The sequence below is a fragment of the Phenylobacterium sp. genome, assembly GCF_037189685.1.
Taxonomy (GTDB): domain Bacteria; phylum Pseudomonadota; class Alphaproteobacteria; order Caulobacterales; family Caulobacteraceae; genus Phenylobacterium.
The window spans coordinates 314,927-330,147 of record NZ_JBBCIT010000007.1 but is presented as its reverse complement, the minus strand read 5'-3'; the positions used below and the strand labels follow the sequence as shown (position 1 = coordinate 330,147).

Genomic DNA, 15,221 nt, shown 5'->3' with positions numbered 1-15,221 from the left:
CGTCCCATGATGAGCTACGGAACGCCCAACACGGATTACATCCGGGGCTGGCGGCAGAGGACGGACGACACCCGTCCCATGTGGGCGCTCAACCTCATGCGCTACCATCCCGTGGCGCAGTATCCCGACGGGCGTCAGACCACCCTCTCCGGCTCGGAAGCCGACGACCTCTATTCGCCGCAGGAGGAACTGGGCAAGGTGGGCGCGATGGGCGCGTTGCGCGCGCCGGTCGTCCACCAGCTCGTCGGCGACGGCGCCCGCTGGGACCGCGTGGCCATCGCCAAGTACCCGACCCGCGTCTCGCAGCTCGACATGCAGCGGCTGCCCGAGTTCCAGGAACGGCACATCCACAAGATCGCGGGCATGGACTTCACCATCGTGCTCGCGACCTTCCGGCCAGAGGGCGCCCCGCCCGCCCCGCCCCGGCTCGGCGAAACCCCGATGCTTCTGGTTCAGGTCGTGGGCGACCGCGACGCTCCCGACTACGCCGAAGGGCTCGAGGCCACGCCGGTGGCCGTATTCGACGTCGAGGACACCATCATCGGCGACGACCGGAAGTACGCCCAGGCACGCATCCACATGCTGTCGGCCACCGTCGGCGACCAGCTCAAGAGCCGCCGTCGCGTGGACAGCGCCGACTCCTACGTCCTGCTGGTCGAGATCGAGCGCAACCTGCTGGTCGAGGCCCTGAGGTCATGAAGGCGCGCAAGACCCTCATCACCCTGGGGGCGGTCCTGCTGGTCGTCGTGGCCCTGGGCGCGGTCGCGGCCGCGAACTTCCGCTCGATCATCCTGTTCGTGGTGGGTTCGCGGGGCAAGGAGACTCCGGTCGCCAACATCGAGGTGACCTGGAATCGCGGCCCGGACACGCCGGCGGCCGGCGACCGCCCGCCGAATATCGTCTTCATCCTGGCCGACGACCTGGGGATCAACGACCTCTCCACCTTCGGCGGCGGCGTGGCGGGCGGCACGGTCCCCACCCCCAACATCGACGCCCTGGCCGCCAGCGGCGCGATCATGTCCCAGGCCTATTCCGGCACGGCGGCCTGCGCGCCGTCGCGGGCCATGCTGCTGACGGGCCGCTATCCCACCCGGCACGGGTTCGAGTTCACGCCCACGCCCGGCGGCATGCAGCGCATCATGACGCTGTTCTACAACGACGGCACGCGGCCCCACGACATGCTGCGCGACGCCAGGGCCGAGGCGGCCCAGCCGCCCATGACCGAACAGGGATTGCCCGGCTCGGAGATCACCGTCGCCGAAGTGCTCAAGGCCCGCGGCTACCACACCGCCCACATCGGCAAGTGGCATCTGGGCGGCGGCAAGGCGTTCGGCGCCAACGCCCAGGGCTTCGACGAGAGCCTGCTCATGTCAAGCGGACTCTACCTCCCCGAGAACGACCCCCAGGTCGTGAACGCCAAGCTCCGGTTCGACCCGATCGACAAGTTCATCTGGGCGCGGATGACCTATGCGGCCTCGTTCAACGGAGGACCGGTCTTCTCGCCCCGCGGCTACCTCACCGACTACTACACCGACGAAGCCGTGAAGGTGATCCAGGCCAACAGGAACCGGCCGTTCTTCCTCTACCTGGCCCACTGGGGCGTCCACTCGCCCCTCCAGGCGTCGAAGGCCGACTACGACGCGCTCTCGCATATCCAGGATCATCGCCTGCGGGTCTACGCCGCGATGGTGCGCGCGCTGGACCGCAGCGTCGGCCGCGTGATGCAGACCCTCCGCGACGAGGGCCTGGCCGACAACACCGTCGTGGTCTTCACCAGCGACAACGGCGGGGCCGGCTACCTGGGCCTGCCCGACGTCAACAAGCCCTATCGCGGCTGGAAGCTGACCTTCTTCGAAGGCGGCATCCGGGTGCCCTATTTCATTTCGTGGCCAGGCAGGATCCAGCCCGGCACGCGGCTCGAGGACCCGGTCAGCCACATCGACTTCCTGCCCACCGTCGCCGCGGCCGCCGGGACGACACCGCCGACGGACCGGCCGATCGACGGCAGGAACCTGCTGCCCTGGCTGACCGGCCCGCGGCCCGCCGCCCCGCCGCACGAGGCCATCTTCTGGCAGGACGGCTTCTACCTGGCGGTGCTGAAGGACGGCTGGAAGCTCCAGACCTCGGACAATCCGAAGAAGGACTGGCTGTTCCACGTCGCCGTGGACCCCACCGAGCAGACCAACCTGGCGGCCTCCAACCCCGCCAAGGTCGCCGAGCTCAAGGCGGCCATCGCCGAGCATCGCCGCGGCGGTCGCCCGGCCCTGTTCCCCGCCACCGGCGCCATGCCGGTGATGATCGACAAGACCCTCGAAGAGAAGGCGACGACAGCCGATGAATACATCTACTGGCCTGGCTGAGGCCCGCGCGCCGGCCGACCGGCTCGAAGTGCTCGAGACCTACGCCGGCGTTCCGTTCGTCCGCGCGCCCGATTCCGCGTTCGAGGGGCTGCCCGACTACCCGTGGGCGCCCCGCTACGTCGAGGTCGACGGCCTGCGCATGCACTATGTGGACGCCGGCCCGCCGGACGGCCCGGTCGCCCTGCTGATGCACGGCATGCCCACCTGGAGCTATCTGAACCGCCACCTCGTCGCCGCGCTGGCGGCGGCGGGATACCGGTGCATCGCGCCCGACCACATCGGCTTCGGCCGGTCGGACAAGGTGATCCTGGACGACTGGTACTCGATCGCCCGGCACGTACGCGCGATGGCCCAGCTCGTCGCCGAGCTGGACCTGCGCGACGTCACCCTCTTCTGCCAGGACTGGGGCGGCCCCATCGGGCTGGCCCAGGCCGCCGAGTTCCCCGAGCGCTTCGCCCGCCTGGTGATCATGAACACCTGGCTGCACCACGACGCCTTCGACTACACGCCGGCGGTCCGGCGCTGGAACGCCGGCTGGCGCCCCGGAGGCTTCTACGCCGGCAACGTGCCCGAGCGCCTGACCATCGGCTGGCTGATGATGGCCGCCACCGGACGCGCGACCCGCGAGGCGCTGGCGGCGATGGCGGCCGGCCAGCCGGCGCCGGCGCTCTCGCCCGCCGACGACGCCGTCCGCCGGGCCTATGACGCCCCCTTCGACGGCCTCGGCCACGCCGGGCACGCCGGCGCCCGCCGCTTCCCCCTGTCGATCCCGTTCGACAACCCCGAGGGCGGCGCCGCGGCGGACCAAGCCCGCCATTTCGAGACCCTGCTGGGCTGGGATCGGCCGATCCATTTCATCTGGGGCGCAGACGACGACGTGTTCCCCGAGGCGTGGGGCCGCGCCTGGGCGGGGCGCTATCCGCACGCCACCTTCGACCTGCTGCCCGACGCCGGCCACTTTCTCCAGGACACGCACGGCGCCCGGATCGCCCAGCTCTTCCTGCACCGCGCCCGCGCCTAGGCCGCCACACATCCCGCAAAGACGGACCTCATGGACATCGTACGCACGCCCGACAGCCGGTTCGAGAACCTCCCGGACTTCCCCTACGCCGCCCGCTACGTCGAGATCGACGCCGGCGACGGCACGCCCCTGCGCATCGCCTGTGTCGACGAGGGGCCGCGCGACGCCGCGCCGGTCCTGCTGATGCACGGCAACCCGTCCTGGAGCTACCTCTACCGGAAGATGATCCCGGGCCTCGTGGCCGCCGGCCACCGCGTGATCGCGGTCGACCTCGTGGGCTGCGGCCGCTCGGACAAGCCCGCGAGGAAGGCCGACTACACCCTGGCCCGCCACTACCGGTGGATGGCCGACTGGCTGATGGCGATGGACCTTCGGGACATCACCCTCTTCTGCCAGGACTGGGGCGGCACCATCGGCCTCTACCTGGTCTCCCAGCATCCGGAGCGCTTCGCCCGGGTGATCGCCGCGAACACCGGCCTGCCGCGCGGCGAGGGCGAGAGCGAGTTCATGAAGATGTGGGTGGGCGTCATGCGCGAGGCCACCGCCTTTCCCTGGACCAACTTCGGCCCCGCCAAGGCGCACGCCATGTCCGACGCCGAGGCCGCCGCCTACCAGGCGCCCTTCCCCGACCCGAGCTACGAGGCGGGCATCACCCAGTTCCCCGTCCTGATCGCCGTGCAGCCCGACAATCCCGGCGCGCCGCTGAACCAGGCGGCGTGGCCGAAGCTCTGCGCCTACGACCGCCCGTTCCTGACCCTGTGGGGCGGCATGGATCCCGTGGCCCGCGGCGGGAACGTGAAGCTCCAGAACAGCATCGCCGGCGCTAAGGGCCAGCCGCACCACGTGTTCCCCGCCGCCGGCCACTTCCTGCAGGAAGACGTGCCGGACGAACTGGTCGAGCACATCAACGCCTTCATCGCGAGGACGGCGTGAACCCGCTCCTGCCACGCCTGCAGGGCCAGGGCTACGACGGCCGCGCCGCCCGCATCTTCCTGGGACTGATGGCGCTGCTGACCCTCGTGCCGGGCCTGATCCACAGCTATCTGCCCGACGGCGGCGCCGGGGTGATCGCGGGGCTCGAAATGGGCGCGCGCCGCGAATCCGTGGTGGGCCTCTTCGCCTGGAAGGGCGCCACCCAGATCCCCTTCGGCATCGTCCTGCTGGTGGTGGCGCTGCGCTATCCGGCGCTGACGCCGCTGTTCCTGCTGATGCTCCTGATGGAGCGCGGGATGCTGATCGCCCGCTGGTGGGTCTATGCGCCGCCGTCGTCCGGGCATCACCCGCCCGAGCACTACACCAGCCTGGTCGTCTTCCCGCTGACCGCGCTGTTCCTCGCCCTCTCGCTACGCCGGAAGGCCTGATCATGCCCGACCCGACCCTGAAGCAGATCGAGGTCGTGCGCGACGACTTCGCCCGCAGCCGGATCACCGGACAGCCGCTGCCCAACCTGGCGCCGGGCCAGGTGCTGGCGCGGATCGAGACCTTCGCCCTGACGGCCAACAACGTCAGCTACGCCGTCTCGGGCGACATGCTGGGATACTGGCGGTTCTTCCCCTGCCCCGAGCCGTGGGGCGTGCTGCCGGTCTGGGGGTTCGCCACCGTGGTCCGTTCGCGTTGCGAGGCGCTGCCGGAAGGCGAGCGGTTCTGGGGCTTCCTGCCCATGGCCTCGCACGTCGTCCTCGAACCCGGCGAGGTGCGCGCCCGCGGCTTCGCCGACGTCGCCGCGCACCGCCAGGGGCTGGCCGACGTCTACAACCGCTACCAGCTCACGCGCACCGACCCGCCGGAACTCTCCGGCCTCGAAGCCGAGCGGTCGGCGCTGGTCCCGCTGTTCACCACCAGCTTCATGATCGACGACTTCCTGGCCGACAACGACTGGTTCGGGGCGCGCCAGCTCCTGGTGCTCAGCGCCTCGTCCAAGACGGGCTTCGGCCTGGCCGACCTGGCCGGCCGGCGCGACGGCAGGCCCGTCCGCGTGGTCGGCGCGACCTCGACGGGCAACCGCGGCTTCGTGGAAGCCCTGGGCGTCTGCGACCAGGTGGTGAGCTACGACGAGATCGAGACGCTGGACCCGCAGGTCCCCACCGTCGTGGTCGACCTGGCGGGCGCCTCCGAGGTCCGGGCGCGCGTGCATGGTCACTTCCGGGACCACCTGACCCACAGCTGCATCGTGGGCGTCACCCACTGGGACAAGCGGGGCCGCCGGGACGACCTGCCCGGCCCGAAGCCGGCCTTCTTCTTCGGTCCCGGCCAGGCGGCCAAGCGCGACCAGGACTGGGGCCCCGGCGTGATGCGCCAGCGGGCGCAGGTCGAGGCGCTGCGCATCGCGCGCGAGACCGCCTCGCTTCGCACGGTCGAGACGATCGCCGGAGCCGAGGGCTGCCAGCGGGCCTGGACCGAACTGCTGGCCGGGCGGGTCGGGCCCGAGCGCGTGCTGATGCTGAGTTTCCACGAACACAACGGCTGACCGCGCGAACGCGCGGCGGCACGGGAGGACCACCATGACGGAATCCGCGGCCGCGGACGCGGCCCCTCGGCCCCTGCCTGACATCCAGGCCTCGGCCCCCACCCACGATCCCGGCTTCCTGCGCCGCCGGCGAACGGCGCTGGCCCTGCTGTTCCTGGCCTTCACCTTCAGCATCATGGACCGGCAGATCGTCTCGATCCTGGCCGAGCCCATCAAGCTGGAGTTCGGCCTATCGGACACCCAGCTCGGCTTCCTGGGTGGGCTGGCCTTCGCCGCCTTCTACGTGACCCTCGGACTGCCGCTGGCGATGCTGGCCGACCGCGGCGGCCGCAAGACCATCATCACCCTCTCGCTGGCCACGTTCTCGGCCCTGACCGCCGTCTGCGGCCTGGCCCAGAACTTCTGGCACCTGCTGCTGGCGCGCTTCGGCGTCGGCATCGGCGAGGCGGGCGTGAACCCGTCCAGCCACTCGATCCTCGCCGACTACTATCCGCCCGAGAAGCGGTCGGGCGTGATGTCGATCATCGCGCTGGGCGCCAACGTCGGCATGCTGCTGGGCCTCGTGGTGGGCGGCTTCGTCGCCCACCAGTACGGATGGCGCGCCGCGTTCTTCGTGGTGGGCCTGCCCGGCGTTCTGCTGGCCCTGGCGGTGCATTTCTTCCTGAAGGAGGCGCCGCGCGGCTTCTCCGAGGGCCGCTCGCCGGCCGCGGTCCAGCCGCCGCCTCTGCGGGAATCGGTGGCCTACTTCTGGTCCAACCGGGCCATGCGCCACCTGATCGCCGCCTCGATGGTCGCGGCCACCATCTCCTACGGCATGGGCCAGTGGCAGCCGGCCTTCTTCATGCGTTCGTTCGGGCTGACGCCGGCCCAGGTGGGCGTGATGCTCGCCGGGGTCTTCGGGGTCATGGGCGGCCTGGGCGCCGTCACCGGCGGCTGGCTGACCGACAGGCTCCAGCAGCGACGCGTGCCGTGGGGCGTGTGGATGATCGGGGCGAGCCAGCTCGTCATGGTCCCGTTCCAGATCGCGGCCTTCCTGTCGGATTCGCCCTATGTGGCCCTGGCGCTGTTCGCCCTGCCGGCGTTCCTGAGCGGCTTCTATCTCGGCCCGTCGCTGGCCCTGGTCCAGAGTCTGGCGCGGCTGCGGATGCGCTCGGTGGCGGCGGCGGTGAAGATGCTGTGCGTCAACCTCTTCGGCCTGGGGGTCGGCCCCATGCTGATCGGCATCTTCAGCGACCTCATGCAGCCGTCGCTGGGCCAGGAATCCCTGCGCTACTCGCTGGTCGTCTTCGCGGCGGCCCATCTCTGGGCGGCGGTCCACTTCTATCTGTGCGGCCGCAATCTGGAGGCCGGACTTGCCGAAGCCCGACGCGACTAGGATGTGGGTTTGCGGCACGGAGCGCGACAGGCTCCGTGCCGGCCCGCGTGACGCCGCCGGGCGAGTCGAGGTAGCTTCCAGCCTCCGGACGTCGGGCCGCCCGGTCCCCGCGGCGCCGCTCAGGATCGCATTTTGAGCCAGGATATCCTCAGCGACGAATCCCTGCCCGAACAGATCGCGCGGCGGCTCACCCACGCGATCCTGGGCGGCGACTATCAGCCCGGCGCGCGCTTGCCCGAGCCCGAGATCGCGGCGCGGTTCGGTGTCAGCCGGGGTCCTGTCCGCGAGGCGTTCCATCTGCTGGCCCGCGAGGGGCTGGTGCAGTTCCGGCCGAGGCGCGGGGTGATCGTCACCGACCTTTCGGTCGAGGAGACGCAGGAGATCTACGAGTTGCGGGGCCTTCTCTTCGGCCATGCCTGTCGCCTGGCCGCGGCGCGCGCGACCGACGACGAGTTGGCCGGGGTCCGCGCCGCCCTGGACGCCCTTTCGGCCGCGGTCGCCCGCGACGCCGAGCTGCCCGACTTCATGGAGGCGCGGAACGCCCTCGTCGTCTGCGTCTACATGGCGGCCCGCAACCGCACCCTGATCACCGAGACCGAACGCCTGAACCGCAGGGCCCTGCTCCACTTCGCCGTCTTCAATCGTCCCGAACGCCGCCGCGAGTCGGTGGGGCTGTGGAGGGCCGTCGTCGATGCGATCGGGGCGCGCGACGGCGAGGCGGCGGCGGCCGCGGCCGTCGCCATGGTCCGCGCCGCCGAGCGCGAAGTCATCCGTCTGATGGCCGAGCGCGAGGCCGCCCGCGCGGCGACCCAGCCCGCGCCCCGGATATCGAACTAGGGATCGTCCCGGCTCGAGCCGAAGTCCGGAGCGCCTGAGGCGTCTGGCTTCGGCTCAGCTCCCGGACCGCCCAGCCTCGAGGCCGTACCCAAGACCACCGCGTCAGAATTCTCCGCGGGCCATGCATTTCCGCCCTTGACCGAAATAGGAATTTCGGTTCGCATAAGACGAGGGAGAAACGCCGAATGGCCACTGAACTTTACGCGGATTTCGTGCGCGAACAGGCGCGGATCCGTCCCGACGCCATCGCCTGCCGCTTCGAGGGCGCGGACCTTTCCTATGGCGCGCTGGACCGCCGGTCGAACCAGGTGGCGCTGGGCCTGATCGGCGCGGGCTGCCGCCCGGGATCGCGCGTGGCGATCATGTCGAAGAACTCCGCCGCCTACGTCGAGATCCTCGGCGGGACGCTGAAGTCGTCCACCGTCCTCCTGGCGGTCAACTGGCGCCTGGCCCCGCCCGAGGTGGCCTACATCCTCGAACACGGCGAAGCTGAGATACTGTTCGTGGAAGCCGAGTTCGCGCCCGTCGCCGCCCAGGTGCGCGACAAGCTGCGCGGCCCGGCGCAGGTCATCGTCATCGACGGCGAGTCCCAGCAATCCTACGCGGCGTGGCGCGATGCGCAGATCGCCGACGACCCTCTTCTCCCCGCCCATCGGGACGATGTCTTCGTCCAGATGTACACCAGCGGGACCACGGGCCTCCCCAAGGGCGTGCAACTGACGCACGCGAACTACGCGACCAGCTTCGGCGCCCTCGGGCGCCTGGCCTGGAACGCGGTGGGGCCGGACGACATCGTGTTCGCGCCGGCCCCGTTCTTTCATGTCAACGGCCTGAACGCCGTCCTCAGGTCGCTCATGGCGGGCAGCATGCTGCTCACCTGCGACCAGTTCCGGCCGCCCAAGATCGTGGAGATGTTCGAGCGCGAACGCGTGACCCGCGCCGCGCTGGCGCCCGCGATGATCCAGATGTGCCTCGAAGTCCCGGGCGTGGAAGACCGCGACTTCTCGGCGCTCACGCTCATCACCTATGGCGGCTCGCCGATCAGCGAGACGGTGCTCCGGCGCGCACGCGACGTGTTCCGCTGCGATTTCGCGCAGGGCTACGGCATGACCGAGGCCGCCAGCGCCGTGGCGATGCTCTCGCCCGAAGACCACCGCGACGACAGCCGCCTCCTGGCCTGCGGCAAGCCCTTGCCCGGCATAGACGTGAAGGTGGTGCGACCCGACGGAACCGAATGCGCGCCCCGCGAGGTCGGCGAAGTGCTGACCCGGTCGGCCGCCCTGACTCCGGGCTACTGGAAGGATCCCGAGGCCACCGCCCGCACCATCGTGAACGGCTGGCTCCACACCGGCGACGCTGGCTACTTCGACGAGGACGGCTATCTCTACATCCACGACCGCGTGAAGGAGATGATCGTCTCGGGCGGGGAGAACGTCTATCCGGCCGAGGTCGAGAACGCGCTGGCCAAGAACCCCGACATCGCCGACGCCGCCGTGATCGGCGTGCCCCATCCGCGGTGGGGCGAGGCGGTGAAGGCCATCGTCGTGCTGCGCCCCGGCGCGGCCAGGGACGAAGCCGCGGTCATCGCCGAGGTGCGCCAGCATCTGGCTGGCTACAAGGCGCCCAAGAGCGTGGATTTCGTGGAGGCCATCCCCCGCAATCCGGCCGGGAAGATCCTTCGGCGTGACCTGCGGAAACCCTACTGGGCCGGCCAGGCCCGGGCCGTGAGCTGAGCGAGGCCCACCAATGACCGACATGACCACCGACCTCGTGACCCTGAACGGGGTGCCGGGCTCGCCCTACACCCGCAAGATGCTGGCGCTCCTGCGCTATCGCCGCATTCCCTACCGGCTGATCCTCGCCTCCCACGGGGCGGCGGCCGGCCTGCCCACCACCAAGGTGAGCCTGCTGCCCACCTTCTACTTCAAGGACGAGGCCGGCGCCCTCCAGCCCGTGACCGATTCCACGCCGATCCTCAGGCGCCTGGAACGCGAGCACGCCGGCCGCGAGGCGCGGCCGGCGAACCCGGCGCTGGCCTTCCTCGACGCCCTGATCGAGGACTACGGCGACGAGTGGCTCACCAAGGCCATGTTCCACTTCCGCTGGGCCTACGCCGCCGACATCGCCCGCGCCTCGGCGATCCTGCCGGCCTGGACCCGGGGCCGCACGTCGGACGAGAAGCTCAAGGTCATGGGCGACGAGATCGCCGGCCGCCAGATCCCGCGGCTGCGCTATGTGGGCTCGAACGAGGTGACCGGCCCGATCATCGAGGCCAGCTACGCCCGCTTCCTCGACGCGTTCGAGGCGCACCTGCGCGATCATTCCTTCATGCTGGGCGCGCGGCCGGGGGCGGGCGACTTCGGCTGCTACGGCCAGCTCACCCAGCTCGCCCTGTTCGATCCCACCTCGATGGCGGTGACCGAGGCGCGGGCGCCGCGCGTGTTCGCCTGGACCGGCGCGGTGGAGGACCTCTCGGGCCTGGAGCCGACCGACGCCGACTGGTTCGCCCCCGACGCCCTGCCCGAGACCACGAAGGCGATCCTGATCGAGATCGGCCGGGTCTATGCGCCCCTGCTGCTGGCCAACGCCAAGGCGCTGCGCGACGGCGCCCAGCAGGTCGAGACCGTGATCGACGGCGGCCGCTGGGTGCAGCAGCCCTTCACCTATCAGGGCAAGTGCCTGCAATGGCTGCGCGAGGAGTACGCCGCGCTCTCGGGCGCCGACCGCAAGGCCGCCGACGCCGCCCTCGCCGGCACCGGCTGCGAGGTGCTGTTCCAGGGGCTCTGAGGCGCGCCGGGCCCGAAGACCCGACCGGAAATGCAAAGGACGGAGCGGCGAGGGCCGCTCCGTCCTTTCGCGTTCCGGACCTCGCGCCCGCCGGGCGCCTATCCGGCGAGCCAGCGCCGACAGTCGGCGGCGTCGAGGATGGCGTCCAGCCTGGGCGTCCGGGCGGCGGCGTAGCGGGCCTTCAGCGCCGCCAGCGACTTGGCGTGGTACTTCTGCGGCGGCTGGACGTAGGCGCGGCCGGCCAGGTCGACCGAGAACTCCGCCTGCCCCGCCGCCAGGGCGTCGGCGTTGGCCTGCGACCACGGCAGGAAGTAGCGGCCGACATAGGCCAGGACGGGCGCCAGCGTCGGCTCCAGCGACTCCCAGCTCTCGAACGGGCCGTCGTCCCGCGGCTCCATCATGCGGTGGCACCACGCCAGCACCGCGGGACCGCGCGCCAGGATGCCCGCGCCGCAGGTGGGATCCACCGAGGCCTCGTAGATCTGGGCCGAGAGGCCGAAATCGCCGAACGAGGGCCGGCCGCCGAACAGGTATTTCCGGTCGGCGAAATGCGGCTCCAGCAGGTCCAGCAGCTCGAACCAGTAGTCGGTGATCAGGTGCGCCGTAGCCTCGGACGAACCGACGAAATGACCCCGGCCGGTCATCCGCTCCTGGATCATCTTCTGCCGCATCGCCACCTCGGCCGCGTCGGCCCGGGGCGCCGAGAGCCGGGCCAGGGTGAGGGCCGAGGCCTCCTGGTCCACCTTGTCCCACCAGCGATGGTGGAACATCAGCTTGTTGCCCCACTCGTCCCCGAACTCCTCGAACAGCGCCGAGAGGAACGCGAGGTCGGGGTCCGCCGGGTGGATGGACGGCTCGGGATGCAGGGCGTCCACCTGCTCGATGATCGGCGTGGAATCCTGGAGCCCTTCGCCCGCAGGAGTCGCCACCGTCGGTACGATCGGAATCCGCGCGATGGCCTTGTAGTCGGCTTCGTTGTCGCCGTTCCGCGCGATCCAGAGATGCGGAACGCCCTTGTAGCGGAAGTAGGACCGCACCTTCACCGAGTAGGGCGACATCTCCGACCCATAGATGCGGTAAACACCTTCGCTCACGGACTTCCTCCTGATTTGCGCTCCGGCGGTCTTCGGGCTTTAACGTGAACCGGAGTTCCGATTATCATGGCGGGCATGCCGGCGCGCCGCAAGCGGCTTCGAGGCGCCGGCCAAGAAACAACGGTGGACGGCGGGAGGCCGGGATCATGGACAGGCGACAGATTCTGGCGGCGCTCGCCACGGTGCTGGCGACCCCTGCGGCGGCGCAGGCGCAGCCCGACGGCCTGCGGGTGGTGATGGTCGGCACGTCCGGCCCGCTGCCTGTCCGCGACCGCGCCAAACCCTGCATCGCCATCCTCGCCGGCGGCGGCCTGTATCTTGTCGACATCGGTCCCGAGGCCACCGAGAACATGATGACCTGGCGGCTGCCGCTCAGCTCGGCCCGGGCGGTTTTCCTCACCCACATGCACTCCGACCACATCGGCGACCTGGGCGAATTCAACATGCAGAGCTGGGTCCAGGGTCGGGCGCAGCCGCTGCCTCTGGTCGCCCCCCCGGGGGTCGCCAAGGTCGCGCGCGGCTTCAACCTGGCCTACGAGGACGACCGCGCCTTCCGTCGCGCCCACCACGAACGGGGCGAGTTCAGGTTTCCGCTGGCGGCGGGGAAGCTCGAGCCGAAGACGATCGCGATTCCGGCAAGGGCGACGACCGCCCAGGCCTGGCGCGACGGCGAGCTGACCGTCACCGCCATCCGCGTCGCGCACGAGCCGGCCGAGCCGGCCCTCGGCTACCGCTTCGACTACAAGGGCCGGTCGGTCGCGATCAGCGGCGACACCCGCAAATGGCCGCCGTTCGCGGAGGCTTCCAGGGGTGTGGACGTCATGTTGCACGAAGCTCAGCACGACGGCATGACGCGGCAGGTCTCCCAGGTCCTGGGCTCCACGGGAAACGCCCGGACCAGCGCACTGATGGCCGATACGCTCACCTATCACACGACCCCGGTCGAGGCGGCCGAGATTGCGCGCGCGGCGGGGGCGAAGCGCCTGGTGCTGTACCACCTCACCCAGGCCGGGCTGCCGATGTTCAATCCCGAGACATTCGGCCAGGGCATGGACGCCGGGGGGCCGCTCGACTGGCGGCTGGCTCGCGACGGCATGACCATCGACCTTCCCGCAGGCGGCGACGAGATTCGGTTCGGCCAGCTCTGAGCGAGGCGCTCAGCGGCTCTCTTTCTCGAGGCCGAGGTAGCGGAGAAGAAGCAGGCCCAGTTCGTCCGCCAGCCGCGGATCGGTGATCTCGAACGGTCCCGGGCCGTGCAGGAGCTGCGTGATGATCTGGCCGTGCACCATCCGGATGGCGAGCTGGGCCCGCTCGTCGAAGCCGGGCTCGGCCTCGATCCCCCGACGCTCCAGAAGGCTCAGAAGCTGCTCGGCCTCGAAGATCTCGAGTCGGCGCATGGACGGCCACACACCCTTGCCCCGCAGGCTGAGCTCGAACAGCGCGCGAAAATAGCCCTCGATGCGTCCCATCGAACGGGCCGAATTGGCCACCAGCCGGCGGAACATCACATCGAGCGGATCGGTCTCGCACGCCGGGTCCCGGAAGAAGGTGGCGATGTTCTCCTCGGACCGCTCCGCCATGTAGCTCTGCAGGGCGAAGAAGAACGCCTCCTTGTCCTGGAAGCGGCGGTAGAAGCTGCCCACGGAACAGCCCGCGCGGCGCGCGATGTCGGCCACGTGGGCCTGCCAGAACCCGTGCTCGGCGAAGACGCGCTCGCCGGCCTTGAGCAGCCTGTCACGCTGCTCGCGGCTGCGGGTCTGGTAGGCGGGAAGCGCCCAGGCCGGGTCGCCGGATGGCGTGTCTTCGGGATTGTCTTTGGCCATCAGGGGCGGCGTCTTCTCGATTCGAAACTCAGTTATCCTCTACCGCTTGCGCGTGCAGATTGCACAGGCTGTGGCGACGCCGCCTCAATGGCCGGCCGGCGCTGCGGAATTCCTCGGCAGACGGCGCGCCGCCATCAGGAAGAAGATCACGGAAACCACCTCGCCGATCGCCGCCAGCGCAATGGCGTAACCCAGGCTCCGGTTCCCGAACGCGGGCGCCAGGGCGTCGCTCGTGACCCCGATCACCAGCGGTCCCAATCCGAAGCCCACGAGCGCGATGATGAACAGGGTCCACGCCGAGGCGAACGCACGCGTCTGCGCCGGAGCGAGGGTCTGGATGGTGCCGAACACGGGGCCGGTGAAGCTGTTGCCCAAAAAGCCGGGCAGAATGAGCAGGGCGATGGCGAGAGCGGGGGTCGGAGCCAGATAGGCGCTGATGAACAGCGGCGCGCGGACGGCGATCATCAAGGCCGGCAACCACGCGTACCAGCGGTTGTCACGCCGCCCCAGGAGATCGGCGAACCAGCCGCCGGCCAGCGTGCCGACCACGCCCGTGACGCCTGAGATCAGGCCCAGCGCCAGCCCGGCCTCGGCCGTCGAAAGGCCGTGGAAGCGGATCATGAAGGCCGGGTTCCACTGGAGGGCGCCGTACGAGGTGAAGGCGTGCAGCGCCGAACCGAGCACCAGGAAGTTGAACGCCGGAATACGCATCAGCGTCCGAAGCGCCTCCCGGGTCGAGAGCGGGGGTTCGGCCGAGGCCTCGCCGCCGCGGGGCGGCTCCTTCAGGGTGAGCGCGACCACGATGGCCACCAGAACGCCGGGCAGGCCGACGACGATGAAGGCGGTGCGCCAGTCGAAAGTCTGGGCCAGCCAGCCGCCGGCCAGCAGACCGACCAGAATGCCGATCGGCACGCCGCAGGAGAACACGGCCAGGGCGGTCGCACGTTTTCCGTGCGGGAAGATGTCGGCCAGCATCGAGTGGCCGGCGGGACCAGCTCCGGCCTCGCCGACGGCGACCAGGGCGCGTGCGACCAGGAGCTGCGGAAAGTTCATGGCCAGGCCGCAGAGCGCGGTCGCGCCGCTCCAGAGAGCGAGGCAACCGGCGATGATCCCCTTGCGGGAGGTCCGGTCGGCCAGTCGCGCGATCGGCAGGCCGGCGGCCGCATAGAAGAGGGCGAAGCCCAGGCCCGACAGCAGGCCGATCTGGGTGTCCGTCAGGCCAAGCTCGGTGCGGATAGGCTCGACCAGGATCGAGAGGACCTGCCGATCGACGTAGTTGATCACATAGACCAGCAGCAGGAGGCCGAGGGCGTAACGGGCATAGCCGCGTGAGACGCCGCCGCCGGGCGTCTCCGGCGCATTGTTGGCCGCCATGGTTTCCTCCGCCTGTCGCTCTTCTATTCGGAACAAGAATTCCTATTCAGGATATCCGAGCGTTCCGGCCTGTCAATCGACGC

Annotated in this window: 14 protein-coding genes; 11 read left to right on the top strand and 3 right to left on the bottom strand. The window is 70.2% G+C overall.

Annotated features, from left to right (window positions below; translation table 11 throughout):
- Window positions 1-6 precede the first annotated feature (6 nt).
- The 10 genes from WG212_RS05165 (at window position 7) to WG212_RS05120 (ending at window position 10,847) form a co-directional block, all read left to right on the top strand.
- Window positions 7-699 carry a hypothetical protein gene (locus WG212_RS05165; RefSeq protein WP_337185997.1) on the top strand — a complete coding sequence of 231 codons (693 nt, stop codon included), beginning with the start codon at window positions 7-9 and terminating at the stop codon, window positions 697-699.
- Window positions 696-2,360 carry a sulfatase-like hydrolase/transferase gene (locus WG212_RS05160; protein ID WP_337185996.1) on the top strand — a complete coding sequence of 555 codons (1,665 nt, stop codon included), beginning with the start codon at window positions 696-698 and terminating at the stop codon, window positions 2,358-2,360. The genes WG212_RS05165 and WG212_RS05160 overlap by 4 nt, the downstream gene beginning before the upstream one ends.
- Complete coding sequence (locus WG212_RS05155; protein ID WP_337185995.1) at window positions 2,335-3,381, top strand: alpha/beta fold hydrolase; 1,047 nt, start codon at window positions 2,335-2,337, stop codon at window positions 3,379-3,381. Before WG212_RS05160 ends, WG212_RS05155 begins: the two co-directional genes overlap by 26 nt.
- 30 nt (window positions 3,382-3,411) lie before the next feature.
- Window positions 3,412-4,314: a haloalkane dehalogenase gene (locus WG212_RS05150; RefSeq protein WP_337185994.1), complete on the top strand. Its 903-nt coding sequence runs from the start codon at window positions 3,412-3,414 to the stop codon at window positions 4,312-4,314.
- Window positions 4,311-4,742 carry a hypothetical protein gene (locus WG212_RS05145; protein ID WP_337185993.1) on the top strand — a complete coding sequence of 144 codons (432 nt, stop codon included), beginning with the start codon at window positions 4,311-4,313 and terminating at the stop codon, window positions 4,740-4,742. The genes WG212_RS05150 and WG212_RS05145 overlap by 4 nt, the downstream gene beginning before the upstream one ends.
- Before the next feature lie 2 nt (window positions 4,743-4,744).
- A complete protein-coding gene (locus tag WG212_RS05140; RefSeq protein WP_337185992.1) occupies window positions 4,745-5,848 on the top strand; it encodes a DUF2855 family protein in 1,104 nt (367 codons plus the stop codon).
- A gap of 34 nt (window positions 5,849-5,882) precedes the next feature.
- Complete coding sequence (locus WG212_RS05135; RefSeq protein WP_337185991.1) at window positions 5,883-7,223, top strand: MFS transporter; 1,341 nt, start codon at window positions 5,883-5,885, stop codon at window positions 7,221-7,223.
- A gap of 132 nt (window positions 7,224-7,355) precedes the next feature.
- Window positions 7,356-8,060, top strand: coding sequence for a GntR family transcriptional regulator (locus WG212_RS05130; RefSeq protein ID WP_337185990.1), 705 nt, complete (start codon window positions 7,356-7,358; stop codon window positions 8,058-8,060).
- Window positions 8,061-8,245: 185 nt separating this feature from the next.
- Window positions 8,246-9,793, top strand: coding sequence for a long-chain-fatty-acid--CoA ligase (locus tag WG212_RS05125; RefSeq protein ID WP_337185989.1), 1,548 nt, complete (start codon window positions 8,246-8,248; stop codon window positions 9,791-9,793).
- 13 nt (window positions 9,794-9,806) lie between these two features.
- Window positions 9,807-10,847 carry a glutathione S-transferase N-terminal domain-containing protein gene (locus tag WG212_RS05120; RefSeq protein WP_337185988.1) on the top strand — a complete coding sequence of 347 codons (1,041 nt, stop codon included), beginning with the start codon at window positions 9,807-9,809 and terminating at the stop codon, window positions 10,845-10,847.
- A gap of 98 nt (window positions 10,848-10,945) precedes the next feature.
- Here the strand turns inward: WG212_RS05120 and WG212_RS05115 are convergent, their stop codons facing one another.
- The gene (locus tag WG212_RS05115; protein WP_337185987.1) at window positions 10,946-11,941 is read right to left on the bottom strand and encodes a glutathione S-transferase family protein; all 996 of its coding nucleotides are present in this window, start codon (window positions 11,939-11,941) and stop codon (window positions 10,946-10,948) included.
- Window positions 11,942-12,087: 146 nt separating this feature from the next.
- Here WG212_RS05115 and WG212_RS05110 point away from each other — a divergent pair, with 146 nt between their 5' ends.
- Window positions 12,088-13,089: an MBL fold metallo-hydrolase gene (locus WG212_RS05110; RefSeq protein ID WP_337185986.1), complete on the top strand. Its 1,002-nt coding sequence runs from the start codon at window positions 12,088-12,090 to the stop codon at window positions 13,087-13,089.
- A gap of 9 nt (window positions 13,090-13,098) precedes the next feature.
- Here WG212_RS05110 and WG212_RS05105 read toward each other — a convergent pair whose 3' ends face one another.
- Entirely contained in the window at window positions 13,099-13,764 is a 666-nt protein-coding gene (locus WG212_RS05105; protein ID WP_337185985.1) for a helix-turn-helix domain-containing protein, read from the bottom strand.
- A gap of 84 nt (window positions 13,765-13,848) precedes the next feature.
- A complete protein-coding gene (locus WG212_RS05100; protein ID WP_337185984.1) occupies window positions 13,849-15,138 on the bottom strand; it encodes an MFS transporter in 1,290 nt (429 codons plus the stop codon).
- Window positions 15,139-15,221: the final 83 nt, after the last annotated feature.

Bases quoted from the DNA above. Each gene is read 5' to 3' on its own strand.
- WG212_RS05160 (WP_337185996.1), top strand. From the start codon at position 696: ATGAAGGCGCGCAAGACCCTCATCACCCTGGGGGCGGTCCTGCTGGTC.
- WG212_RS05140 (WP_337185992.1), top strand. From the start codon at position 4,745: ATGCCCGACCCGACCCTGAAGCAGATCGAGGTCGTGCGCGACGACTTC.
- WG212_RS05135 (WP_337185991.1), top strand. From the start codon at position 5,883: ATGACGGAATCCGCGGCCGCGGACGCGGCCCCTCGGCCCCTGCCTGAC.
- WG212_RS05165 (WP_337185997.1), top strand. From the start codon at position 7: ATGATGAGCTACGGAACGCCCAACACGGATTACATCCGGGGCTGGCGG.
- WG212_RS05120 (WP_337185988.1), top strand. From the start codon at position 9,807: ATGACCGACATGACCACCGACCTCGTGACCCTGAACGGGGTGCCGGGC.
- WG212_RS05110 (WP_337185986.1), top strand. From the start codon at position 12,088: ATGGACAGGCGACAGATTCTGGCGGCGCTCGCCACGGTGCTGGCGACC.
- WG212_RS05105 (WP_337185985.1), bottom strand. From the start codon at position 13,764: ATGGCCAAAGACAATCCCGAAGACACGCCATCCGGCGACCCGGCCTGG.
- WG212_RS05150 (WP_337185994.1), top strand. From the start codon at position 3,412: ATGGACATCGTACGCACGCCCGACAGCCGGTTCGAGAACCTCCCGGAC.
- WG212_RS05155 (WP_337185995.1), top strand. From the start codon at position 2,335: ATGAATACATCTACTGGCCTGGCTGAGGCCCGCGCGCCGGCCGACCGG.
- WG212_RS05125 (WP_337185989.1), top strand. From the start codon at position 8,246: ATGGCCACTGAACTTTACGCGGATTTCGTGCGCGAACAGGCGCGGATC.
- WG212_RS05100 (WP_337185984.1), bottom strand. From the start codon at position 15,138: ATGGCGGCCAACAATGCGCCGGAGACGCCCGGCGGCGGCGTCTCACGC.